Below are 25,335 nucleotides of genomic sequence, written 5' to 3'. Positions count from 1 at the left end.
CCTGATACGAGCCAGAGGGACGAAACATGGACGCGAACGGATTCGACCAGACCTACGACTACATCATTGTCGGCGCCGGTTCGGCCGGCGCGGTGCTCGCCAACCGCCTGAGCGAAGACGGCCGCAACCGCGTGTTGCTGCTGGAGTTCGGCGGCCGCGACAATTCCATCTACATCCGCATGCCCACGGCATTTTCCATCCCGCTGAACATGCCGCGCTTCGACTGGGGGTTTCACACCGAACCGGAAGTGGGGCTGCACGGCCGCCGTATCCACCAAGCGCGTGGCAAGGTGATCGGCGGCTCTTCGTCCATCAACGGCATGGTCTATGTGCGCGGCTGCGCCGGGGATTTCGCCGAGTGGGTGGAGCACGGCGCAAGCGGCTGGAGCTACGCCGACGTGCTGCCGTATTTCCGCCGCGCCGAGGGCTGTGTCTACGGCGCCGATGACTACCGCGGCGGCGACGGCCCGCTCTCCACCTGCAATGGCAACAACATGCAAAACCCGCTGTACCGCGCCTTTATCGAGGCGGGCAAGCAGGCGGGTTACGGTTATACCGAAGACTACAACGGCCGCCGCCAGGAAGGCTTCGGGCGCATGGATATGACCGTGCGCAACGGGGTGCGCTGCTCCACCGCCCTGGCCTACCTGAAACCGGCGCGCGACCGCTCCAACCTGGAGCTGAAGATGCACGCCCTCACCACCCGCGTGATCACCGAGGGTAAAAAAGCGGTAGGGGTGGAATATAGTCAGCACGGCAAAACTTTCCGCGCCCGCGCCAACCGCGAAGTCATTCTGTCCGCCAGTTCATTCAACTCGCCCAAACTGCTGATGCTGTCCGGCATCGGCCCGGCCGAGCACCTGCAGGAGCACGGCATCGACGTGGTGCACAACCTGCCCGGCGTGGGCCAGAACCTGCACGACCACCTGGAGTGCTGGGTGCAGCAGGAGTGCACGCAGAAAGTTACCCTGAACGGCTGGCTGGGCCCGCTGGGCAAGGCGTGGATCGGTGTCAACTGGCTGCTGTTCAAACGCGGGCTCGGCGCCAGCAACCAGTTTGAATCGAACGGCTACATCCGCAGCCGCGCCGGCCTGCAGTATCCGGATATCCAGTACCACTTCCTCGCCGGTGCCATCGCCTACGACGGCTCCAGCGCGGTAAAGGGCCACGGTTTCCAGGTGCACCTCGGGGCCAACAAGCCGCTCAGCCGCGGCTGGGTAAAACTGAAATCCGCCGATCCCGCCGCGGCGCCGGAAATGGTGTTCAATTATTTTGCCCGCGAGGAAGACAAGCAGGCGTTTCGCGCCGGCCTGCACTTCACCCGCGAAATTTTTGCCCAGAGTGCCATGGATCCCTACCGCGGCCGCGAGATTTCACCGGGGCCGGACGTGCAGAGCAATGACGAGATTGACAACTGGCTGGCCGAGACCTGCGAGACCGCCTACCACCCGGCGGGCAGCTGCCGCATGGGTACGGACGAGATGGCGGTAGTGGACCCGGAGTGCCGCGTGCACGGCATGGAAAACCTGCGCGTGGTGGATTCGTCGATCATGCCCACGGTGACCAACGGCAACCTCAACGCGCCGACGATCATGATCGGCGAAAAGGCCGCCGACCATATTCTCGGCAAAACCCTGCTGACACCATCGAACGCGGATGTGGGTGTGGCGGAAGACTGGGAGAACCGCCAGCGCGAGGGCAAACCGGAGCGGCCGCTGGAATAAGGGTTTTCTCAACCGCCTATCGGCAATCGCTGCGCCAACCGCTGTTGCGCAAACCGCGCCGGGCAACGGCGCATACACTGCCGATGCCCGGTGAAATCAGGTCCCTGTACACGTCGATTTCAGTAGGGCGAATCCACATCGCCCTCGGCCACATAGACGGTTTTCAGCCGCGTGTAGTGCTCGAAAGCGCGGCGGCTGTTTTCCTTGCCGATGCCCGACTGCTTGAAACCGCCAAACGGCATTTCCACCGGTGTGATGTTGTAGTGGTTGATCCACACAATGCCGGCATCCAGCTTCTCCGCGACCCGGTGGGCGCGCTGGATGTCGCGGGTAAATACACCACCGGCGAGACCGAACTCGGTATTGTTGGCCCGCTGCAGCACTTCGCGCTCGTCACTGAAACTGAGTAGTGACAGGACCGGGCCAAAGATTTCCTCGCGTACGATGGTCATGCTGTCGTTGAGCCCGTCGAACACCGTGGGCTGTATGAAGTTGCCGTTCTCGCACCCCGGCACCTCCGCGCGGTCGCCACCGATCAGCAGCTTGCCACCCTCTTCTACCCCTTTTTTCATATAGCCGAGTACATTCTGCAGATGCTCGGCGCTGATCAGCGGGCCCACATCGGTGTCGGGATCCAGCGGGTCGCCCAGCCTGAGCCTGGCCACCCGCACCAGCAGTTTTTCCACAAACCGGTCTTTGATCTTTTCGTGCAGGAACACCCGGGTACTGTTGGTACAGATCTGCCCCTGGGTGTAGAAATTGCCGAGCATCGCCGCACCCACGGCGTTGTCGAGGTCGGCATCGTCGAACACGATCAGCGGCGACTTGCCGCCGAGCTCCAGCGTGACGCCTTTGAGCGTATCGGCAGCGGCGCGCATCACCGCCTTGCCGGTACCCACCTCGCCGGTCAGCGAGACCTTGGCGATGCGCGGGTGCGCGGTCAGCGCCTGGCCGGTTTCGGCAAAACCCTGCACTACATTGAAAACACCGTCCGGCAGCCCCGCTTCCTTGAACAGTTCCGCCAGCCGCAGTGCGCTGAGCGGGGTCAGCTCGGCCGGTTTGAAAATCATGGCGTTGCCGGCCGCCAGGGCCGGAGCCGATTTCCATGCGGCGATCTGTACCGGGTAATTCCACGCACCGATACCGGCGCAGATGCCGAGCGGTTCCGGGCGGGTATAGAAAAAGCCCCCCGGCACCAGCTGGTATTCCCCCTGCAACGACGACGCCTGGCCGGCAAAAAATTCGAGGCAGTCGGCCGCCGAGCCCACATCCGCCTCCGGCGTCTCGGCAATCGGCTTGCCGCCATCGAGGGATTCCAGCCGCGCGACTTCATCGCAGTGGGCACGCAGCAGCTCTGCGGTACGCTGCAGTATACGGCCGCGCTCGGCGCCGCTCATCGCCGCCCACTCGGCTTGGCCCAGCTCCGCGGCGGCCACGGCTTTATCCACATCCGCGGCACTGGCGCGGGCCACCCGGCAGATAACTGCGCCGGTGGCCGGGTTGAGGGTATCGAAAAAGGTGCCGTCCTCGGCAGCCACATACTGGCCACCGATCCACAGCAGGCGATCGTCGAGCAGGGACATGCGTTACCTCCGCAATTTCGCCGGCGCAGGGAAAGCGGCGTCAGTCACGCCGCCGCGCGTGGCCGTCCAACACGGCTGCCCGGCGCTAGTGCCGGGTCATGCCGGTGCTGCGGCTGGTCTCGAACAGGAACCAGGTGCGCTTTTCCGCCTGGTCGATAAAATCCTCCAGCAGGCTGGCCGTGCCCACATCTTCGTGTTCGTCGCAGAGGTCGTGTACCTCGCGCATGCGCGCAATCATCGCCTGATTGTCCTCGCGCAACTCCGCCAGCATGTCCTGCGGGTCGACGTATTCGGCGTCGTTATCGCTGGAGCGCTGCAGCCTGCTGATATGGCCGATGGAACGCAGGGTGGAACCGCCCAGCTTGCGCACGCGCTCCGCAAGGCTGTCGGTCATGCCGAGAATTTCCTCGGCCTGTTCATCAAACAGCAGGTGGTAATCGCGAAAGTGCGGGCCACTTACATGCCAGTGGAAATTCTTCGTTTTCATATACAGCCCGAAGGTATCCGCCAGCAGCGCATTCACCGCACCGGTAATGTCTTCGCGTGCAATTTCACCCAGATCGGTCGGGGTATTCAGCCGCGCGTGCTCTTTGCTGCGCAGCGTCTCTTTTGCCGTCTTGGCCATGGCAAACCTCACAGAAAAGCGGCCGGGGAAACAGGCCGGCGGGCTGAATTGCACGCCACCCTGGCTCAAGACTAGACAGCGCCAGCCTGACGCGCAATTCACGCAGCAGCAGACGACACCGCAATGAATCACCCGCCTTATCTGTCACGAAATGCGAACCTGTGCACAAGAACGCAGCACGATCAGACCAGCCCGGGCAAGAGGCTTTACAAAAACAAACCCACTGACTAACCTCTTTTTCGTTTTTGGTATTGCCAATTATTATTCCGGCTGACCAAAAGCCCCGCCCCAGCTGCACCGGACAGCGGGTTCGGGCCCGATCTCGCCGCACCCGCGGCGACCGGGCCCCGCAGTTCAGCGATGATGATTGGTCGGGCTGAGCATCGGCCCGCGCAGTGACTGATTATCGAACCTAAAAAAATAAATTCGGAAAGTCACATGAAAACCAAAGCGAGAATACCAGCGGCGCTCGGCGCGCTGCTGGGCGGTCTGTTGCTGCCGGCCTGGGCGTCGGCGCAGACAACCGGCTACGCCACTCAAAACGGCGGTACCACCGGCGGCGCCGGCGGTCAGGTGGTCTACGCCACCACCGGTACCGAAATTCACCAGGCGCTGTGCAATCGCGCCGCCAGCGACACCCCCATCATTATTCAGGTGGAGGGCACCATCAATCACGGCAATACCAGCAAGGTGTCCGGCGACAGCTGCAATACCGCCGACGACAAGATCGAGCTGAAAGAAATCAGCAACGTGACGCTGGTCGGCGTCGGCAGCGGTGCCCTGTTCGATGAGCTGGGGATTCATATCCGCAGTGCGTCCAACATCATTCTGCAGAACCTGCACGTGCGCAACGTGAAGAAATCCGGCTCGCCCACCTCCAACGGCGGCGACGCCGTCGGCATGGAGAGCGATGTGTCCAATGTGTGGGCGGACCACCTCACACTGGAGGCTTCCGGTGGCGAGAGCGACGGTTACGATGCGCTGTTCGATTTGAAGGCGAACACCAAATACGTGACCCTGTCCTACAGCATCCTGCGCAATTCCGGTCGCGGCGGCCTGATCGGTTCCAGCGACAGCGATGCCGACAACGGGCCGGTGACCTTCCACCACAACCTGTACGACAACATCGACTCGCGCACACCGCTGCTACGCCACGGCACCGCGCACGCGTACAACAACTACTACCGCAGCCTGAACAAGTCCGGCATGAATCCGCGCATCGGCGGCCAGATCAAGGCGGACAATAATTACTTCGAAGATTCCAAGGATCCGATCGGCACCTTCTATACCAACGATATGGGTTACTGGGATGTGAGCGGCAATATCTACTCCAATGTCACCTGGACGGCGGACGGCGATAAAAACCATCCCGCCGGCCCCAACCCGGTGTCCACCACTTCGATCAGCATTCCCTATGCCTACGCGCTGGATGATGCCGGCTGCGTACCGCAGATTGTGCTGGCCACCGCCGGCGCGGATACCGGTATGCTGCAGTCCGACGGCAACTGCCAGTCCGGCTCCAGCAGCTCTTCGTCCAGCTCCTCTTCCAGTTCATCGAGCAGTTCATCGAGCAGTTCGTCGAGCAGCTCCAGCAGCTCTTCTTCCAGCTCATCGAGCAGCTCCGGCTCTTCCAGTGGCGGCGGTGACCTGGGCAGCAACCTGGCGCTCGCCGGCGATGCCGACGGCAGCAGCAAGGGCAACAGCACCAGCTACGGCAATGTCATCGACGGCGACCTGACCAGCTACTGGCAGCCGGGTTCTTCGAGCGGCGAACGCATCTCGGTGAAGAATTTCAACAGCAGTTTCAATACCGTGATCGTGCGCGAAATCGGCAGCGCCACGCAGGCCTGGCGGCTGGTGAACCACGACACCGGTGCGGAACTCGCGTCCGGCACCGGTATCGGCGCGGCGCTGCAGGTCTACCTGGGCGACCAGACGATGGACAAGCTCGACCTGATGATCGACAGTGCCAGCAGTGCGCCGCAGATCGCCGAGTTCGAGCTGTACAACGCCAGTGGCAGTTCCTCCAGCAGCTCTTCCAGCTCGTCGAGCAGTTCCTCTTCCAGCAGTTCGTCTTCCGGCGGCAGCACCAGCTCGACGCTGACCCTGCAGGAAAGCGTCGCGGGTTTCTGTGCCGTGGACGGCGTCATCGAAAGTGAGCACGCCGGTTACACCGGTAGCGGCTACGCCAATACCGATAATGCCTCCGGTACCGCGGTGGAGTGGTCGGTGGACGTGCCCGCGGCCGGGCTCTATACGCTGCAGTGGCGCTATGCCAGCAGCGGCAGCGATCGCGCAGCCAGTGTGATCATCAACGGCAGCAGCGCCGCGTCGGTCACCATGACGGATACCGGTGCCTGGACCAGCTATGCCGACAGCAGCCAGGTGGTGGTGTCGCTCGCCGCCGGTTACAACAGCATCCGGCTCGAAGCGACTGGCAGCAACGGCCTGGCGAATATCGACCGGCTGCAGGTGACCGGCAACGCGCCGCAGGCCGGCGACTGCAATGGCGGCAGTGCCAGTACCTCGTCCAGCAGCAGCTCTTCGAGTTCATCCTCCAGCAGCTCATCGTCGAGCAGCTCCTCGTCCAGTAGCAGCTCGTCGAGCAGCTCGTCCGGCGGCAGCAGCTCGTCCAGCTCCAGCAGTTCCTCCTCCGGCGGCAGTATCGATCTGGGCGATATCAGTAACGACTGCTACATCCTCGCCACCGACCCGAACGTGAACTGGCGCGATTCCGCTACGCTGACCAGCGACCAGCAGATCGTCGAATGCCTGTCGCAAACCCTCGGCCGCGCCGTCGGTTACGGTGAAAACGCCCTCGGCGGTTACGACCCCAACGGCAACAGCCACCTGACCGTGATCACCAAGAACGACCCGCAGGGCCGCTCGGTGGAAGCGCAGATTCTCGATGCCATTACCGGCGACGACTACAACTGGATCGTGTTCGACAAGTTCGACTTCGCCAGCGAAACCGAAATCGCCATGTACCGCAATTTCTGCGGCGATGCTTCGGTACAGGCGGCGATCGGCGGCACCGAAGCGCAGTGTATCGACTACCACCAGTGGTGTGACGATAACGGCTATGCCCAGGGCGACGACTGCCACAACGCCTTCTTCAATGATCGCCTCAACGACAAGAATCTGCCGATCCGCAACGCGGTGGTCGGTTCGCACAAAACCCTCGACGGGCGCCTGACCCACGGCTACTTCCTGTTCAACGGTTTCGCCATCGGCAAGGACAGCTCCGGCGCACCGGTGCAGACCGCCGAGAGTGTGATCATGACCGGGCTGGATTTCCGTGGCGCCGGCCACGTGGAGGACCACCAGCTGGATCCGGATATGATCCGCTCCACCGGCGCCTCGCACGATATCTGGATTCACAGGAACACGTTCGACTACACCGGCGATTCGGCGTTCGACGTGAAAGTGGGTGCCTACGACATCACCATGTCATTCAACCGCGTAGTGGACGTGCTGCGTGCGGCGCTGCACGGCTCCAGTGACAGCCGTACGATCAACGCGCAGATCCGCACCACCATGCACCACAACGCGTTTATCACCCGCGACGCGCGCTACATGACGCTCGGCAACACCGGTCGCCGTGTACCGCTGATCCGCCGCGGCACCTCGCACATGTTCAACAACCTGTTTATGAATTACCGCAAGGATGTGCTGAGCGTGCGCGTGGGGGCCAGCGTGCTGTGGCAGGACAACGCCTTCATGATCAACCGCGATCATCAGGAGAAGGACGATCCAGATGCGGCGCTGGACGAGCGCCAGGCGCAAATGGCGCGCGACGTGGCCGACGGCAACTTCCGCGACGACGGTTCCTGGCTGTGGTTCTCCGATGCCGAGTGCAATCTGGACCCGGCCTACGCGCGCGAGATCAACGATGCCTCCGGCAGCGTCGGCGACCTGTCCCAGGATTACTCGCAGACCTCCCGCGACATCATCCTCGCCAACTGGCTGCCGGCCGGCCAGGACCTGGCCGACTACATCAGTGCCACCGCCGGCAAGGGCCGCGAGCTGCCGTTCAACTCGCCGCTGGCCCACGACATCAGCTACGTGCTCGGTCTCGGCAAGGTGCCCTGCCAGCAGTAACCCGCACACGGAATTTTCTCTCGACACTTGAGGCGCCCTCCGGGGCGTCTTTTTTATGGCATACGGATCTGGTCATCGGACTGCCCGGATTAGACTTGTCATACAAATATAGCTATTCTGGCCTGGCAAATTGGCCGGACCAATAAAAACAAACCGGTCTGCAGTATTGCTCTGAAAAAAGAATAAAAGATGAGAGGAGCAAAACATGAACATGCATTCCCTGCTCGCCGCGCTGTGCCTGTGCGGCGGGCTTGCCGCCTGTAGCGACAACGGCGATCCCAGCCCGCTGCCGGACCCCGGCCCCGCCGAGCTGTTGCAGCCCAATAGCGGCAGCGGTTCCGACAGCGGTAGCGGCGGCGACTCCGGCAGCGGCACGGATGCCGGTGCAGATAGCGGATCGGCAGCCGACAGCAGCGACACCGCTGCGGATCCGGGCCCGTTCACCTGCCCGCCCAGCGGCCTGTATTTCTGCGATGACTTCGAAGACGGCGAATTCACCAGCACCTGGGACACCCTGATCGATGGCTACGGCCTCAGTGACCCCGGCAGCTTCGACATTCTCGACGCGGGCGAAGCCGGCAAGTCACTGCGCTTTACCGCCGGTACCCGCGGCGACAACCTGAACGAGGGCGAGCTGATTCTGGTCAAGCCCGAGGCCTTCGCCGGCGTACCGGCGGACTACTTCGTCGAGTACCGCATCCGCCCGCGGGACAACAGCAACACCGGCAACAAATACCTGTACGGCATCGGCCGCTATCAGGGACCACTGCAGTGGTACTTCGGTGGCCTGAATATGCAGAGCAGCAGTGAGTCCACCCAGGTGGAAGCGGGCCTGGCCACCAGCGGCGGCGTCGACCGCCAGGTGCAGGCGAAGAAACCGCTGCTGCTGGGCACCAAAGACGGCACCGACGGCAACTGGTACACAGTGCGCTACGACATGGTCGGCGCCAGCGTCACCGTTTACCTGGACGGCGAAGAGCTGGGTTCCTTTACCGACAGCGACGCCCTCTACGCGGACGCCGGTCGTATCGGATTCTTCACTTACAACCGCTCCTTCGAAGTGAACTATGTGAAAGTCGGCGACCCCAGTGTCAAACCGGTGCAGCTGACGCTCGACTACGCCGAGTCCAGCTGGAGTACCACCGCTGGCGACCCGCCGCTCGCGGTCAATGTCACCGCGGTGCAGAGCGACGGCGTCACCGCGGACAGTTTTTCCGCCGCCGCCAGCGATGAAAATATTGTCTCCGTCGCCGTCAGCGACAACCGCGTGACCCTGACCCCGCTGGCCGAGGGCGATACCACCGTCACCTTCACCAGTGGCTCGGCGCCCAGCCTGCAGAAAACCATCGACGTCAGCGTGGCCCGGGCTTTCGAAATGCCCGGCGCCAGCTATGGCGACCTGTCCGCGCGCGTCACTCCGCTGCCGGGAACCGGCAGCGAGTACGAGGACACCCGCCTCAGTATCACCTTCGACAGTGCACCGACACTGGCGGACCAGGGCTCGGTGCGTATCTTCCGCGCCGCCGACGACACCGAGGTGGATGCCATCCGCGCCGGCGGCGAGACCGACACCCTCGGCTACGCCGGCCAGGCCCAGACCCGCACCCTCAACGTCAATCCGTTCGAGATCTCCGGCGACACCCTGATCATCTCCCCGCATACCGGCGCCCTCGACTACGGCACCGAATACTATGTGGCGATCAGCAACGGCCTGGTGCAGAGCGTACAGCTTAACGGCGGCGACTTTGTCGGCCTGGGTAAAAACGCCGGCTGGACCTTCACCACCCGTACCGGCGGCCCCAGCGGCGCCGATGTGACCGTGGACGACGACGGTGCAGCCGACTTCCGCACCGTGCAGGGCGCACTCAACTATGTGATGGAAAATGTCGGCGCCGATGACGCCGCCAGTATCCGTATTGCCGCCGGCGACTATCGCGAACCGCTGTACCTCGGCGGCAAGAACAACCTGACCATCAGCGGCGCCGGCCGCGACCTGACGCGAATCTATTACGAAAATTACGACGGCCTCAACAGCGGCAGCGACCAGCGCACCCTATTTCTGGTGAAAGGCGGCGACCTGCTGACACTGGAAAACCTGAGTATCGAGAATACGCACCGGCGCAGCGGCAGCGGCGACCAGGCGGAAACCCTCTACTTCAACAGCGAGGGCCGCCTGATCGTGAAGAGCGCAGCCTTTTACTCCGAGCAGGACACGCTGCTGATGAAGGGCTACAACTGGTTTTACGATGCGCTCATCGCCGGCAACGTGGATTTTATCTGGGGTTACAGCACCGCCACCGTGTTCGAGAACTCCGAGATCCGCTCCCTCGGCGATTCCAAGAGCAGCGCAGCCACCAGTACCGGCGGCTACGTACTGCAGGCGCGCACCCCCAGCGCCGATGCCCCCGGTTTCGTGTTCCTGAACTCGAAACTGACCCAGGGTGCCGGCCCCAGCGGGGTCACGATCGAACCCGGCACCACCTACCTGGCGCGCAGCGGCGGCAGCAACAGCTATTACGACAATGTCGCCTACATCAATACCGCCATGGACACCCACGTAGCGGATATCGGCTGGGCCTACGCCGGCATCAACAGCCAGCCGGCCCCCAATCCCGAGACCGCCAGTGCCACCGGCGGCTGGCGCGAGTACGGCAGCACCGACCTGTCCGGCAGTCCGCTGGACCTGTCCAGCCGCTGTGACGGCAACGGCAGCTGCTACCAGCTCAGCGCTGCGGAAGTCGCGGCCAACTTCTGCTCGCGTGCACAGATCTTTGCCGGCTGGAACGGTGGTGAAGGCTGGGATCCGTATCCGCAAGACACCAGTGATGACGGCTGTGCCGCGCCGGCGGGTTCCAGCGAAACCTGGAACGGCAGCGGCGTGATGCTGGGCGAACCCGGCAGTATCACCCCGGCCAGCGGCAGCATCAGCGCGCAGACCGACAGCAGTGTCACCTTCAGTGCCAGCGACGGCAAGTTCGAGACCGGCATGTCCTTCTACCTGGTATCCCAGCAGGTCACCGGCGACTTCACCCTCAGCGCCAAACTGAAATCCGCCGGCACGCCCTATGCCGCCAACCAGTTCCCGGTGGGCCTGATGCTGTGCGAGTGCGATGTGGCCAGCGCCGGCAACTCGCCGCTGGCGCATGTGGGTATGGTCATGAGCGGCAGCGACTGGGTCACCCAGTACGGCCAGGTGCTCGCGGACGGTGGCAGCTGGGGCAAGGACGGCGACGGCACGGTGCTGACGCCCGGCGACAACCTCTACTTCAAGCTGCAGCGGGTCGGCCAGGCCTACTACGCCTTCTACTCCACCGATGGCGGCGCCAACTACACCCAGATCGGCGCCAACACCTTCAGTGGTTTGCCCGACACGCTCAAAGTCGGCCTGTTCGCCGCGCCCTACTACGACAACCAGAGCTTCTCTTTCGAGGATATCCAGCTGCTCCAGTAATGCCGGCAGCGCCCCCGCGGCAGTAGCGCCGCGCGGGGCAATCCAAGATCCACTGCGGAGCCATGCGATGAACGCAACACAGAAACTGACGCAAAAAACCTGGCTGCTCGGGCTGGTGTTCCTGCTCGCCCTCGCCGCCAGTGACAACTGGCAGTCCCCGCGTACCCCAGCGGCGGCAGGCAGTCACCCGTTCGCGGCACCGGTCAGCACCGCGGCGACCCGCGGGGTGCGCTCGTGACACCGCGCCACTGGCTGCTGGCGCTGCCGCTGCTGTGCGCCGCGCTGGCACAGGCGGGCGACTACACGCTCGACAGCACCTACAAAAAACTGCGGCCGGATTACCCCGACATAGTGCCGGTGCGCCTGCAGCTGCACAGCCCCGTGCGCCAGTGGCCGGGCCGCATTTACCGCCGGGTTAACGGCGAGGCACTGAAGCTGGATGTGTTCGCGCCGCCAGCGGGCGGCGCGGCGCGCACCGGGCTGCTGCTGGTGCACGGCGGCGGCTGGCGTTCCGGCGACCGCCGGCTGCTGGCGCCACTGGCACAGGCGCTGGCGGCGCGCGGCTACGTGGTGGCCACGGCCGACTACCGGATGGCGCCGCCGGCGACTTTCCCCGCGCCGGTGCACGACCTGCTGGCGGCACTGGCGTGGCTGCGCGCCAACGCCGGCACTTTCAACGTGGATCCGGCGCGACTCGCGATCGGCGGCAGCTCCGCCGGCGGCCAGCTGGCCGCACTCGCGGGCCTGTGGGCCGGCGACCGCCAACGGGATGCGCACGGTACGCCGGTGGCGGCGATCATCAATATCGACGGCCTGTGGGATTTCACCACGCCGCTGGCACTGCGCTACGAGAACGACCCGGCGCGCACAGTGACCTCTGCCGGCGCCTTCCTCGGTGGCCGCTTCGAGGCGCGACCGCAGATCTGGCGCGCCGCCTCGCCACTGACCTACCTCGACGCCACGGCGCCGCCAATCCTGTGCCTGACCAGTGGCCGGCCGCGTTTCTCCGCCGGTATCGACGCCGCCGGCACCCGGGCCGACGCCCTCGGCGTGCCCTTCACGCGCCAGCGCTATCCCGGCACGCCACACAGTTTCTGGCTGTTCGAGCCCTGGTTCAGCCGAGTCACGCGCCAGCTGGCGCAATTCCTGGCACGCCTGCCACAACCGCCCGGCAAGCGCACCGACCACTGAAAAACGCGCCAGGCCGCACAAGTGGCGACCATTCAGGCTTGACCAAAGCGACAAAACCCTTGTCATGGTCAAACCAATTTATTTACACTGCCTATCCAATACGGTTTTACAAACCGAGCCTCTGGGTACTCGAAGCTCGAAAAAAATAAAAAGCGATAACGAGAGAGAGGAGCGCACCATGAAACCATGGCAAAGTGCAGCGGTATCCCTATTCCTGTTGGGCGGCCTGAGCGGCTGCAGCGGCGGCGGAGGCGGAGGCGCCGATGCCAATAACGAAGGCGATGTCATCGCCATGGACCCGCCGGCGCAGGAAGAGCCGCCAGCGGAAGAACCCAGTGGTATCGCCAATACTCCGCTGCCGTTTCACGAAGATTTCGGCGACAACCTGTTTACCGCCTTCGACCAGGCCGACACCATCTATTTCTTCAGCGCCCAGTACAAGGAGCTGATGACCGCGCAGCAAAACGCCGATTACGCGGATCCCTACCCGGCCCTCTGGTATCCCTCCTGCTGTTTCTTCGACGACGACAACAATCCGGACCCGGCCAATATCACCGTGGACAACGAAGGGCGCATCGGCATCGTCAGCGACGACGGCAATCCGTCACTGCTGCTCAGCAATGCCCGCGTCACTGTCGGCCAGACCCGTTCCGACCTGGCCAACCCCACCGCCAAGAGCGCCGACAACACCGATCCCAAGCGCGATTCCACCGCCGGCGATGCCACCCTGGATACCGGCAGCTGGGGCGAATTCGATCTGAGCCAGCCCTACCGTATCTCCTTCTGCGTGAAGGCGGTGCGCGGGAGCGGCGGCACCCTCGAGGTCTATGTCGACAGCAACCAGAGCAGCACCGCCACCGGTACCTCCATTCACAGCAATCCGCGCATTCTCGCCGCCAGTACCGACAAGCTGGTGCCGGGCGAGCGGGTGGAGATCAACGTGCCCGATGACACCGGCGGCGACCAGATTGGCAGCGCCACCTCGTTCCTGCAGTTCCGCGTGCCCAGCGCCGGCGGCGTACAGGTGATTCTCGACGACCTGCTGATCGAGCCGGCCGGCGACAACGGTCAGGCCGACCTGCCGGCGTGTAACACCTTTACCGACGCCGCGCCGCCGGATGCCCCGGCAGCCGCGCCGAGTCTCACCGCACGCGACGCTGCCATCGCCGTCAGCTGGGATGGCCTGGCCAAGGCCAACAGCTACGACCTGGCCTACAGCACCAGTGACAGCAGCGACGGCGCCACCGTGATCGATGGCCTGGACAGCACCAGTACGCTGATCGACGGCCTGGAAAACGGCACTACCTATTACGTGTTCCTACGCGGCGTCAATGCCGCCGGCCCCGGCGACTGGAGCCCGTCCGCATCCGCCGCGCCGGAAGCACCGGCCGGCTGCTCGCCCACCGCCAACGTCAACACCAGCATTCCGTGGGATGTGTGGGACGGCTGCCTGGCACCGAACGCAGCCGGCGCCGTGGTGGTCAACGGCAGTGAACCCACCGCCTTCAGCCTGTCTGACGGCGACGAGGTTTACTACACCGCTAACGACGACGGCACCACCACCCTCGACACCAGCGCCGACGCAGGCGCCAAACCCAATGCGGATCTCGGCGGCGTGATGACCGACTCCAGCGCCGGCTACCCGCGCTACTTCACCTGGATCGGCCGCATCAATACCCCCAGCAGCGACTTCCGCGGCTTCGAGGTTGAGCTGTCATTCGGTGAAGACGACGGCCGCCGGGTGAAGACCATTCTGCGCCCGGACTCCGGTAAAGTGCAGCTGGAGAAATTCACCGACGGCTCCAGCACTGCTGAAGCAGCTGTGGATATGCTCGACGGTTACCACATCTACCAGGTTGCCTTCACGCTCAACGGCGCCGCCGATATCACCGCGCGTATCTACCGCGACGGCGAGAATATCTCCGGCCTGTTCAGCAGCGACACCAGCGTCAGCGAGATCAGCGGTACCGGCCGCGACGGTGGCAGCAGCTCGCCGCGCCTGCGTATCGGCGAGGGCAGCAGCAGCGCCTTCAAGGCAGACGTGGACTGGCTGATCTGGACCGACGACGCCAGCACCGCAGCGCTCGCGCCCGCCGATCTTGTCGGCCAGCTGCCCGACGGTCTCGGTGAGCTCGGCAGCTATGCCGGCGCAGACCAGCAGTCACCGGCGAGTACCGCCGTGCTCGAAGAGAACTTCGACGCGGCCACCGATGGCGACGGCTCTGCCAGCAACTTCTTTACTGCCGACTACAAGGCCCTGTCCAGCGATGCCGCGGCGCCTTTCTACAACGTCACCAGCGGCAGCTCGCGCATCGCCTTCAGCGGCGGTCAGCTCAGCTACAACAACGCGCGCTTCTCGCTCGGTGACACCGCCCCCGGCACCGATACCGCCGATACCGACACCTACACCCGCGGCGATCTCGACCTGAGCCAGCCGTACCGTATCAGCTTCGACGTGGTCAGTAACGACAACGCCGACGATGGTTCCGGCAAGTGCCAGGTGTACGTGGATAACAACACCTCCAGTTCGAGCAAATCGATCCACGGCGGCGACTCGAAAATCTTCGAGAAAACCGTGCTCACCCTGGCGGACGGCGACCGGCCCACCGGCACGGTCACTATCGACAGCGACCCAAATAACCATGTGGGCAGCGCGACCTCGTTTATCCAGTTCCGCTGCGACAGCGGTGTGGAAACACCAATCACCATCGACAACCTGGTAATTGAATACCAGTAAAGGGACCAGCGCGGCCGCCGAGCGGCCGCGCACAAGAAAAAAAAGATGGGAGCAATGTGATGAAAAATTTCAGCAAACAGATACTGCCGCTGGCCATCGCCCTGGTCAGCAGTGCCGCGCTGGCCCAGCAGGCGGACCAGCAAGCAGACAAGAAGGCACAGAGTAAAAACAATGACGCCTCGCTCGAGGAAGTCTACGTAGAGGGCGTGCGCGGCGCCGATATCAATGCCCGCGCGGCCGAACGCAACAAGGATAACTTCAGTTCCATCGTCACCCAGGATGACGCCGGTAACTTCTCCGACCAGAACGCCGCCGAACTGCTGCAGCGCATGCCCGGCATCACCCTGCAGAAGAGCGAGGGCGAGGGAAAGTTCGTGTCGCTGCGCGGTCTCGGCCCGGGCATGGTCAGCGTCCATATGGATGGCGGCACCATGGCCAATGCCGGCGGCGGCACCGATGAAACCCTCGAAGACCGCGCCTTCTCACTGGACAGCCTGCCGTCCGATGTCTTGCAGTCGATCGTGGTCAACAAGTCGCTGACACCGGACATGGACCTGGATGCCATCGGCGGCAGCATCAATGTGAAAACCCTGTCGGCACTGGATCGCGGCAAGAATACCTTCAAGATCCGCGCGCAGAACTACTATCAGGACCAGGCCGGGGAAAACTCGCCCAAGCTGACCCTGCAGGGCACCAACCTGTTGCTGGGCGACACCCTCGGCATCGCCTACACCGCCTCATGGGAAAAACGCACCACCCAGGGTTACGAGACCCGGCACCACTCCTCCACGCTGCCGACTTACGTGACGGTCGGCGATACCACCATGCTGGTGCCTTGGGAATTCGAGACACGCCAGGAAAACGCCGAGCGCGAGCGCAAGGCGGCGCTACTCAACATCGAATACCAGCCCAGCGACAACAGCCGCTACCACCTGAAGATCGACCACAACAGCTATTCGGACGAGGACATCGCGCTGCGCGAATACTACCGCTACAACTTCAGCGACTCCGACAATGTGGCGTACCTGGACCCGGCGCACAATGTGTTCGGCGGCGGCAGTGTCGACCTGCAGCACCAGTTCTTTATCCAGGAATCGGAAGTCGCCACCAACACCATCGCGCTCGGCGGCGAGAACCGCTTCGGCGACGGCTGGGAGGCGGATTACGAACTGGTGTCCTCGCGCAGCGAAAACAAGAAGCCGGACGGTCGCCGGGTGCAGTTCCGCGTGCGTGAACTCGGCGCCATCGGCCGCTTCGGCGATGGCTACATCAACGGCCAGATCGTCGATCGCGACTGGCTCGAGCAGGTGAGCGGCAAGAGCGTTTCCGGTACCGGCGGCCAGGACGGCGCCGGCTACCAGTTTGGCGAAGTGTCGCAGGCGAACATGCGCTACGACAACCTGTTCCTCGAAGATACCCTGCGCCAAGACGCGGTGGATCAGTTCTCGTTCAATCTGCGCAAGGACTGGGACAACGGCGGCCTGATCAATTACATCAAGGCCGGCGTCAAGGCGCAGCAGCGCGATCGCAGCAACGACAAGAACCGCGCGAGTATCGTCCCCGACGACAAGGCCGATGCCGGCTGTAACGACGACGCCGTGTGTGAGGATCTGGCCAGCTCCACGCTGGGGGATTTCGCCACCTATATTCCCGAAAACCCCAACTTCGACCACGCTTTCATCACCCGCAGCGAGGCGGAGCGGCTGCTCGCCGCCACCCGTACGATCGGCGATGAATACGACCAGGCCGAGCGCGAGGTGGATTCCACCAAACTCGACTACGACCTGAGCGAAGACACGTCCGCCGCCTACCTGATGGCGGAACTGCAGGTGCGCGACGACGCCACGCTGATTGCCGGGGCCCGCTATGAACGCACCCGCTTCGAGTCCACCGGCTATATGGCCATGCGCAACGACCGCAACGAGGATGGCGACGGCCTGCAGTCTCTCGATATTGCCCTGCCACTGGACAATGTCGAAAACAGCTACGCCACTTTCCTGCCGGCGTTGCACTACCGCCAGGAACTCAGCGACAGGCTGCTGGCGCGCGCCGCCCTGTGGACCAGCTTCAGCCGTCCGGACTTCGGCAAGAGCCGCGCCTTCTTCGAGGTAAAAGATCGGGTGATCTTCTGCAACGACGATCCCAACTCTGAATTCAACGGCGAGTGTAACGAGGACCCGGCGGATATCGGCTCCGAGCGCGGCGACCTGGCGTATCAGGCCAAGTACTTCAGCATGGCGCCGGACAACTCGGTGCGTATCGGCAATCCCAACCTCGACCCGATGCGTGCCACCAACCTGGACCTGTCACTGAGTTTCTACGGCGAGGACACTTTCCTCGAGGCGGCGCTGTTCTACAAAGACATCAAGGACTTCATCGTCAACGCCACCGGTGTCGATATGAACATCGCGCAGCTGCCGTTCCGCCTGCCGGTGGACCAGGTGACCCTGTTCAATATCCCCGGCGATCTCACCATCACCAACGCCAACACCTACCTGAACGGTGACCGCGCCATGGTGTACGGCACCGAGCTGAGCTACAGCCAGTACTTCGATGGCCGCTGGGAAGATCACCCGATCGGCCGCTGGCTGGACAATATCTTTATCCAGTCCAACCTGACGCTGCAGCACAGCGACGGCCAGGTGGGGGATACCGTGCGCGCGGGCAGCATCCGCCTGCCGGAACAGGCCGACATCGCCGCCAACCTGACGCTCGGCTGGGAAAACGACGATTTCTCCCTGCGCTTTATCGCCAATTACACCGGCGACATCCTCAAGCGTATCGGCAGCTGTACTTACACAGACATGGCCGTCGATGCCCAGTCGGGACTCCCCACCGAGTGCAAGGACTGGGCTGATATGTATAAGGACGACTCGCTCACTTACGACGTCAAGGCCACCTACCGCGTCATGGATGGCATGCGTGCCTACCTGGATGTGGTCAACATCACCGACAGCGTCGAGCAGTACTACTTCAAAGGCAACCAGTATTCCGGTGGCCGCATGCTGTTTGACGTGGAGCAGTATGGCCGCGGGCTGCAGCTGGGCCTGACGATGGACTTCTGATCTCCGGCAAGATTGATCTCTCCCATGCGCATCATCATGCCCTTGCTTGGTGCCCCGCTCTGCGGGGCCTTTTTTACCGTATTTATTGCCGCAATATTCCGCTGCCGGCGGTTTTGAACCACCGCTGTACCCGAGGATTTTCCGTATGCAACGTCAATTCCACATCCTGTTAGTCGCTGCCACCGCGACACTGGCGCTCGCCGGTTGCGGCGGTGGTTCCGGCGGCGGGGATACCATGCCGCCGGCCAACGGCGACACCGCCAGCTCTTCGTCCTCCAGCTCGTCGAGTTCTTCCAGCTCTTCGAGTTCATCATCCAGCAGCAGCTCCAGTTCGTCCGGGGGCCCGGTCGCCATCAGCGATGCCTGCCGCACGCTGGCCACCGATCCCAACGTCAATTGGCGCGACTCCGCCGCGCTGGATACGGACCAGAAAATCGTCGAGTGCCTGTCGAACTCCCTCGGCCGCGCCGTCGGCTACGGCGAAAATGCCGTCGGCGGTTACAACCCCGTCGGCAACAGCCAGCTCACCGTGATCGTCAAGCAGGAAAACGACAGCCAGGGACGCTCGGTGGAAAAACAACTGCTCGATGCCATCGGCGGCGACGGGTACAACTGGATCGTGTTCGATAAATTCGACTTTGCCGACGAAACCGAAGTGGCCATGTACCGCAATTACTGTGGTGAAAGCTCTGTCCAGGGCGCCATCGGCGGCACCGAGGCGCAGTGTATCGATTACCAGCAGTGGTGCGCCGACAACGGTATCGCGGCCGGCGAGGACTGCCGCCAGGAGTTCTTCAACAACCGCCTCAACGACGGCAGCCTGCCGATTCGCAATGCCGTGGTCGGCTCCCACACGACTATCGACGGCCGCCAGAGCAAGGCCTATTTTCGCTTCAACGGTTTCTCTGTCGGCACTGACAGCCAGGCCGCCACAGGCGTGGTGCTGACCGACCTCGACTTCCGCGGCGTCGGCCACGTGGAGGATCACGCACTGGATCCGGATATGATCCGCTCCACCGGTGCCTCGCACGATATCTGGATTCACCACAACACCTTCGACTTTACCGGCGATTCCGCTTTCGATGTCAAACGCGGCGCCTATGACATCACCATATCGTTCAACCGCCTGGTGGATGTGCTGCGCAGTGCGCTGCACGGCTCCAATGATGACCGCGAGATCAACAGCCAGATCCGCACCACCATGCACCACAACGCCTTCATTACCCGTGACACCGAGTACAGTGCGTTCGCCAGTACCGCGCGCCGCGTACCGCTGATCCGCCGCGGCCGCTCGCACATGTTCGACAACCTGTTCATGAACTACCGCAAGGACGTGTTCAGCACCCGCGTCGGTGCCCAGCTGCTGTGGCAAAATAACATGCTGCTGGTCAACAAGAGCCACGGTGTCTCGCTGGATACGCTGCAGGCGGAACTGGCGCGGGACAACTACAGCGCCGATGATGCCGACAACCAGAGCAACTTCCGCGCGGACGGCACCTACGTATGGCTGTCCGACGACGCCTGCAATATCGACGACAGTGACTCGCGCCAGATCACCAATGCCTGGGGCACGGTCGACGATCCCTCCATCGATTACTCGCAGGCTTCCCGCGACACCATCGATGCGCACCTACTGCCGGCAGGGCAGAAACTGGCGGACTATATCAGTGCAACCGCCGGCAAGGGGGGCGAGCTGCCGTTCAACTCACCGCTGGCGCATGACGAAAACTATGTGCTCGACCTGGGCAAGGTGTCCTGCCAGTAGATCGAATCCGTTCCGGCGCAGGCCGCAACCCGGCCTGGAAAATTCGCGGGGTGCCAGCCCCGCAATACAAGACCAACGAGGTAAGCAAGATGAAAAAACTGCTCTGTGCGCTATCCCTGGCGGCGGTTCTGCCCGCCCTGGCCCAGGCCGAGACCGTGTATATGGCCGGCGACTCCACCATGGCGATCAAGGACGTCAAGGACTATCCGGAAACCGGCTGGGGGGTGCCCTTCCAGGTTTTTTTCGATGATTCTGTCACGGTGGATAACCGCGCGAAAAATGGCCGCAGCACCCGCACCTTTATCGAGGAGGGACGCTGGCAGAGCATCGTCGATGCGCTGCAGCCGGGCGACTATGTAATCATCCAGTTCGGCCATAACGACGAAGTGAAAAAAAAGGTCGACCGCTATACAACACCGGAGCAGTACCAGGCCAACCTGGTGCGCTTCGTGCGTGAGACCCGCGCCCACGGCGCGCACCCGCTGCTGATGACACCGGTTACGCGGCGCTACTTCGATAACGATGGCAAGATCGAGCACACTCACCCGTACACGCCGCTGGTGCGCGAAGTGGCCAAGCAGGAGAAGGTGACGCTGATCGATATGGACGAAGTCACCCGCGCCTATTTCCAGCAGCTGGGCGACCGGGAGTCGGCACTGCGGTTTAACCATATCCCGCCCGGTGAACATCCCAATTACCCGGTGGGCGTGCGCGACGACACCCATTTCAATCACCTCGGCGCGCGGGAAGTGGCGCAGCTGGCTTTGCGCGAACTTAAGAAGATCCATCATCCGCTGGCGGATCAAGTGCGCCACCCGGATCCGAAACATCTGGCGCTCAAGTACTGAGCCGCATGGTTTTCCGCGAGTGTTGCCGCAGCATATCCCACACCACACCCCGCGCCTGGCCCTGCCAGACTGCGGGGTTATAACCGCACACGGGAAGATTGCCATGAGAGCCCTGATCACATTTGCGCTGCTGCTGACCACCAGGCTGGCGCTGGCAGCACCCGAATACAGCGCGCTGGTGGATCCGGCTGCGAAGCGCACCGCCAATGTTTATCACAGTATCGCCGCGGCCCTCGCGCAAGCGCCGGTCAAGGGTGAGCGGCCCTATGTGATTTATGTCCGCAACGGCCGCTACCGGGAAAAACTCACCGTCGACAAGCCCAATATCACCTTGCTGGGCGAGTCCCGCGCAGGCACTGTTATCAGTTACGACGCCTTTGCCGGTGAAATAATGCCCGGCTCGGCAGAGAAATGGGGGACCTTCCGCTCCGCCACACTGACGGTACTGGCCCCGGGCTTTCGTGCCGAGGACCTGACGATCGAAAACGATTTCGATTTTCTCGGCAACGATGCACTGGATAAAATGGCAACCGAGAAAGTGGGGGGAACCCAGGCAGTAGCCCTGGCCATCAACGGTGCGGCCGATCGCAGCGCCTTCCGCAACGTAAAGCTCTCTGGCTACCAGGACACCCTGTACAGCAATAGCGGGCGCAGCTATTTCCTCAATAGCGTGATCCAGGGCAATGTGGATTTCATTTTCGGTGCAGGCACGGTGCTGTTTGAACGCAGTGACATCATCAACCGGGCACGCGCCCGGCAAATGGAGACCACCGGCTATGTGACCGCACCGAGCACGGATATCGGCAACCCTTACGGGCTGGTATTTCTACATTGCCGGCTGCTCAAGGAACCCGGTGTACCCGCCGGCTCCGTGCCACTGGGTCGCCCCTGGCACCCGACAACCACCTTCGATAACGGCCGCTACGCGGATCCGAATGCCATCGGCGCCAGTGTATTTATCGACACCTATATGGACGACCATATCGCCAGTGATGGCTGGGCGAGTATGCGCGGCACCAGCCGTGACGGCACCAAGCGTACTGTTTTCAAACCCGCGGATTCGCGCTTTTTCGAGTACCAGAGCCGGGGGCCGGGGGCGGCAATCAATGCTGATCGCCGCCAACTGGCCGGGGATAAAGCGGCACTGTACACCCGCGACCGGGTTCTGCGCGGATGGGAGCCGGCATTCGCACAGGATTAGGTTTGCCGGCGGCGGAGGTGGCTGTTTTTAATCAATCAATGATCGAACGTTGCAAACCGTTTCCCGGCATCACCGCGGCGCGCTGTAATTCGCCGGTTTTCAGGTAATCGAAATCGGCGTAACCGTCATCACCCAGTGCAAACAGACCAAAACTGGCCCCCACCCAGCGGCCGGGCCGGGCAATAAAGCCCTCATTCAGCGTGTGCCATGTACCCCCGGCATTGCGGAACGAGAAGATGGCGCGGTGCCCGGGGAAGACACTCAGCCCCACCTCGACCCGCGCTTGCGGCAACTCGGCGACGACAACTTCATGAGTTTTGCAGCCGCTGCGCGCGCCGATACAGACGTTGTAGATCAGCTGGTTGTTGTCGCCCCGGCGCCGCAGCCCCAGCCAGGCGTAGTCGGTACCGTAGAGCAGCAGGCCCGCCTCCGCTTCTGCGCCATGGAGTCGCAACCTGGTGTGTACGCGAAACTGCTCCGCGGGAAATTTCTGTAACAGCAGCGCCGGTTGCTGCCAGAGGTTTGCATCTTGCTGTGCCGCCGGCTGGGCGAACAGACGCAGGTAGCCGGGATTCGCGGTTAGCGAGTACCAGCCGGCGCGCCAGTTGGCATTCCACTGCCACTGCGGCTGCAACCGTTGCGCGGAAAACTCATCGGCCACCGCCGGATAGCCGCCGGCGGAAGATTCAGTTACCTGCGGCGCGCGGTGACGCAGTACCGGTTCGCCGCGGCCGTCGCCGTCCGCGTCGGCACCGATCACCGGCCAGCCGTGGCGCCACTGCATCGGTTGCAGATGTACGATACGCCCGTAGGCGTCCTTGTCCTGAAAATGCAGGAACCAGTCTTCGCCTGCGGCGGTTTCCACCCAGGCGCCCTGGTGCGGGCCGTTGACCGGCGTGCTGCCCTGCGCCAGCACCACTTTTGCCGCGTAGGGTCCGGCAATATTTTTTGCGCGGAATACCGCCTGCCAGCCCTGGGTGACGCCGCCGGCCGGCGCAAACACATAGTAGAAGCCGTTGCGCTTGTACAGCTTGGGCCCTTCCAGGGTGCGGTAGCCGGGCAGTTTGTTGCCGTCGATGATCACCCTGCCCCGATCGAGAATCTCGCGCGCATCGCTGCTCATGCGGTGCAGTGTGAGCACATTGTTGAAGCCGGCGCGACTTTTGGCCCAGGCGTGGATCAGGTAGGCCTTGCCGTCATCGTCCCACAGCGGCGCCGGGTCGATAATGCCCTTGCCCGGTAACAGCAGGTGCGGCTCGCTCCAGGGGCCGCGCATGCTCTGGGCGCTGGTGACGAAGATGCCCTGGTCCGGATCCGGATAGAACACCCAGAACCTTCCCGCGTGGTAACGCAGGGTCGGCGCCCAGACGCCGTTGCCGTGTTGCGGCACCCGGTAGCGGGAATCCGGTACCAGGTTCTGCAACACATGGCCGATCAGCCGCCAGTGCACCAGGTCGCGGGAGTGCAGGATCGGCAATGCCGGCGCGCGGTTGAAGCTGGACGAAATCATATAGAAATCGTCGCCCACGCGGATCGCATCCGGATCGGAATAGTCGGCGTGAATGATCGGGTTGGTATATTCGGTCGCTCGTGCGGCGCTTGCCAGCAGCAGGACGCCGGTGAACAGAAATAGGAATTTTTTCATGGCGTGTTTGTCCCGTGGAGTTCCTGTTCCGCATTCCTTCCCGCTTCCCCTCCCGCATCGGCGGCAGGAGGGAAGCGGAACGAGGATGGGCCCGACTACTCGATCAGGCCCAGTGCGCGCGGCAGGTATTCGCTGATCGCCGGCACATAGGTAACCAGGATCAGCACCAGGAACATCATCGCGTACATCGGCAGCAGCGGCCGGATCAGGCTGGTGATCGAGGTCTTGGCGATACTGGCACCAACAAACAGCACGCTGCCCACCGGCGGGGTACACAGGCCGATACACAGGTTCAGGATCATGACGATGCCGAACTGCAACGGCGACATGCCCAGCTGGGTAACCACCGGCAGGAAGATCGGGGTAAAGATCAGCACCGCCGGGGTCATATCCATAAAGGCCCCCACCGCCAGCAGGATCAGGTTGATGGTCAGCAGGATCAGCAGCGGGTTGTCGCTGAGGCCGATCAGCGCCTGGCTGATGGTCTGCGGAATATTCTCGTAGGACAGGATCCACGACATGGCCGACGACGCCGCGATCAGGAACATCACGATGGCCGTGGTTTCCACCGCCTTGACCAGCAGCCCCGGCAGCTGGCTCACTTTCACTTCCCGGTACACCAGCACCGACAGCAGCAGTGAGTAGAGCACCGCGATGGCACTGGCCTCGGTAGCGGTGAAGAAGCCGCTGATAATACCGCCGATCACCAGTACGACTAAAAACAGGCTGGGAATCGCATCCACGGTTTTCTGCAGCGCCTCGCGCCAGGGCGTGACCTGACCCACCGGATAGCCCTTGGCCTTGGCCCAGATACCGCACACCAGCATCAGCCCCAGTGCCACCAGCAGCCCCGGCAGGTAGCCGGCGATAAACAGGGCGGCGATGGAGACACCACCGCTGGCGAGTGAAAACACAATCAGGATATTGCTCGGTGGAATCAGCAACCCGGTGGTGGATGAAGCCACGGTCACCGCGGTATTGAAACTCTTGTCGTAGCCCTCTTTGTTCATCGACGGAATCATGAAGCCGCCGATCGCCGAAGTGGCCGCGACCGCGGAACCGGAAATGGAGCCGAACAGGGTGCAGCTGATGATATTCACAAACGCCAGGCCGCCGGGCAGCATGCCCACCAGTACGCGCGCGAAATCGATGATACGCCGCGCAATTCCGCCGCTGCCCATCAGCATGCCGGACAGAATAAAGAATGGAATCGCCAGCAGCGCAAAACTGTCGATGCCGGTGGCCATACGCTGGGCCATGGTGATCAGCGCCGGCACCGGGTCGATGGTGACCAGCATCGTCAGCAGGGTGGCGACACCGATGCTGATCGAGATGGGGATATTCAGGAGCAGCAGGATGACAAAGCTGACCAGTAATACCAGAACTGCAATTTCCATAG

The 25,335-nt window shown here is 62.9% G+C and carries 14 protein-coding genes; 10 read left to right on the top strand and 4 right to left on the bottom strand.

Annotated features, from left to right (window positions below; all coding sequences use genetic code 11):
- Positions 1–26 precede the first annotated feature (26 nt).
- Entirely contained in the window at positions 27–1,724 is a 1,698-nt protein-coding gene (betA, locus tag ABDK11_RS02190) for a choline dehydrogenase (RefSeq protein WP_346838690.1), read from the top strand.
- A gap of 119 nt (positions 1,725–1,843) precedes the next feature.
- Here the strand turns inward: betA and betB are convergent, their stop codons facing one another.
- Positions 1,844–3,307, bottom strand: coding sequence for a betaine-aldehyde dehydrogenase (betB, locus tag ABDK11_RS02185; RefSeq protein ID WP_346838689.1), 1,464 nt, complete (start codon positions 3,305–3,307; stop codon positions 1,844–1,846).
- A gap of 85 nt (positions 3,308–3,392) precedes the next feature.
- Complete coding sequence (locus tag ABDK11_RS02180) at positions 3,393–3,932, bottom strand: DNA starvation/stationary phase protection protein (protein WP_346838688.1); 540 nt, start codon at positions 3,930–3,932, stop codon at positions 3,393–3,395.
- 438 nt (positions 3,933–4,370) lie between these two features.
- On the opposite strand from ABDK11_RS02180, the gene ABDK11_RS02175 reads away from it, so the two are divergent.
- The 9 genes from ABDK11_RS02175 to ABDK11_RS02135 all read left to right on the top strand — a co-directional run bounded on the left by ABDK11_RS02175 (position 4,371) and on the right by ABDK11_RS02135 (position 22,291).
- Complete coding sequence (locus tag ABDK11_RS02175) at positions 4,371–8,033, top strand: CBM35 domain-containing protein (RefSeq protein ID WP_346838687.1); 3,663 nt, start codon at positions 4,371–4,373, stop codon at positions 8,031–8,033.
- A gap of 205 nt (positions 8,034–8,238) precedes the next feature.
- Positions 8,239–11,484 (top strand): pectinesterase family protein, encoded by a 3,246-nt coding sequence (locus tag ABDK11_RS02170; RefSeq protein ID WP_346838686.1) that lies wholly within the window; start codon positions 8,239–8,241, stop codon positions 11,482–11,484.
- Positions 11,485–11,551: 67 nt separating this feature from the next.
- On the top strand, positions 11,552–11,722 hold the full coding sequence (locus ABDK11_RS02165; protein ID WP_346838685.1) for a hypothetical protein: 171 nt from the start codon (positions 11,552–11,554) through the stop codon (positions 11,720–11,722).
- A complete protein-coding gene (locus ABDK11_RS02160; RefSeq protein WP_346838684.1) occupies positions 11,719–12,675 on the top strand; it encodes an alpha/beta hydrolase in 957 nt (318 codons plus the stop codon). Before ABDK11_RS02165 ends, ABDK11_RS02160 begins: the two co-directional genes overlap by 4 nt.
- A gap of 178 nt (positions 12,676–12,853) precedes the next feature.
- A complete protein-coding gene (locus ABDK11_RS02155) occupies positions 12,854–15,412 on the top strand; it encodes a fibronectin type III domain-containing protein (protein ID WP_346838683.1) in 2,559 nt (852 codons plus the stop codon).
- 59 nt (positions 15,413–15,471) lie between these two features.
- Positions 15,472–18,477, top strand: a complete 3,006-nt coding sequence (locus ABDK11_RS02150; RefSeq protein WP_346838682.1) for a TonB-dependent receptor — start codon at positions 15,472–15,474, stop codon at positions 18,475–18,477.
- 145 nt (positions 18,478–18,622) lie between these two features.
- Positions 18,623–20,242 (top strand): pectate lyase, encoded by a 1,620-nt coding sequence (locus ABDK11_RS02145; protein WP_346838681.1) that lies wholly within the window; start codon positions 18,623–18,625, stop codon positions 20,240–20,242.
- An 89-nt stretch (positions 20,243–20,331) separates the two neighbouring features.
- Entirely contained in the window at positions 20,332–21,090 is a 759-nt protein-coding gene (locus ABDK11_RS02140; RefSeq protein WP_346838680.1) for a rhamnogalacturonan acetylesterase, read from the top strand.
- 103 nt (positions 21,091–21,193) lie between these two features.
- A complete protein-coding gene (locus ABDK11_RS02135) occupies positions 21,194–22,291 on the top strand; it encodes a pectinesterase family protein (RefSeq protein ID WP_346838679.1) in 1,098 nt (365 codons plus the stop codon).
- A 31-nt stretch (positions 22,292–22,322) separates the two neighbouring features.
- On the opposite strand, the gene ABDK11_RS02130 is transcribed toward ABDK11_RS02135, so the two are convergent.
- Together ABDK11_RS02130 and ABDK11_RS02125 are read right to left on the bottom strand one after the other, a co-directional pair.
- Positions 22,323–23,936 carry a glycoside hydrolase 43 family protein gene (locus tag ABDK11_RS02130; protein WP_346838678.1) on the bottom strand — a complete coding sequence of 538 codons (1,614 nt, stop codon included), beginning with the start codon at positions 23,934–23,936 and terminating at the stop codon, positions 22,323–22,325.
- A gap of 95 nt (positions 23,937–24,031) precedes the next feature.
- Positions 24,032–25,333 carry a TRAP transporter large permease gene (locus tag ABDK11_RS02125; RefSeq protein ID WP_346838677.1) on the bottom strand — a complete coding sequence of 434 codons (1,302 nt, stop codon included), beginning with the start codon at positions 25,331–25,333 and terminating at the stop codon, positions 24,032–24,034.
- Positions 25,334–25,335 lie beyond the last annotated feature (2 nt).

Origin of the sequence: Microbulbifer sp. SAOS-129_SWC, from assembly GCF_039696035.1 — a bacterium.
Lineage (GTDB): Bacteria > Pseudomonadota > Gammaproteobacteria > Pseudomonadales > Cellvibrionaceae > Microbulbifer.
The sequence above is the reverse complement of the archived record's forward strand: the minus strand, read 5'-3'. Positions and strand labels throughout refer to the sequence as shown.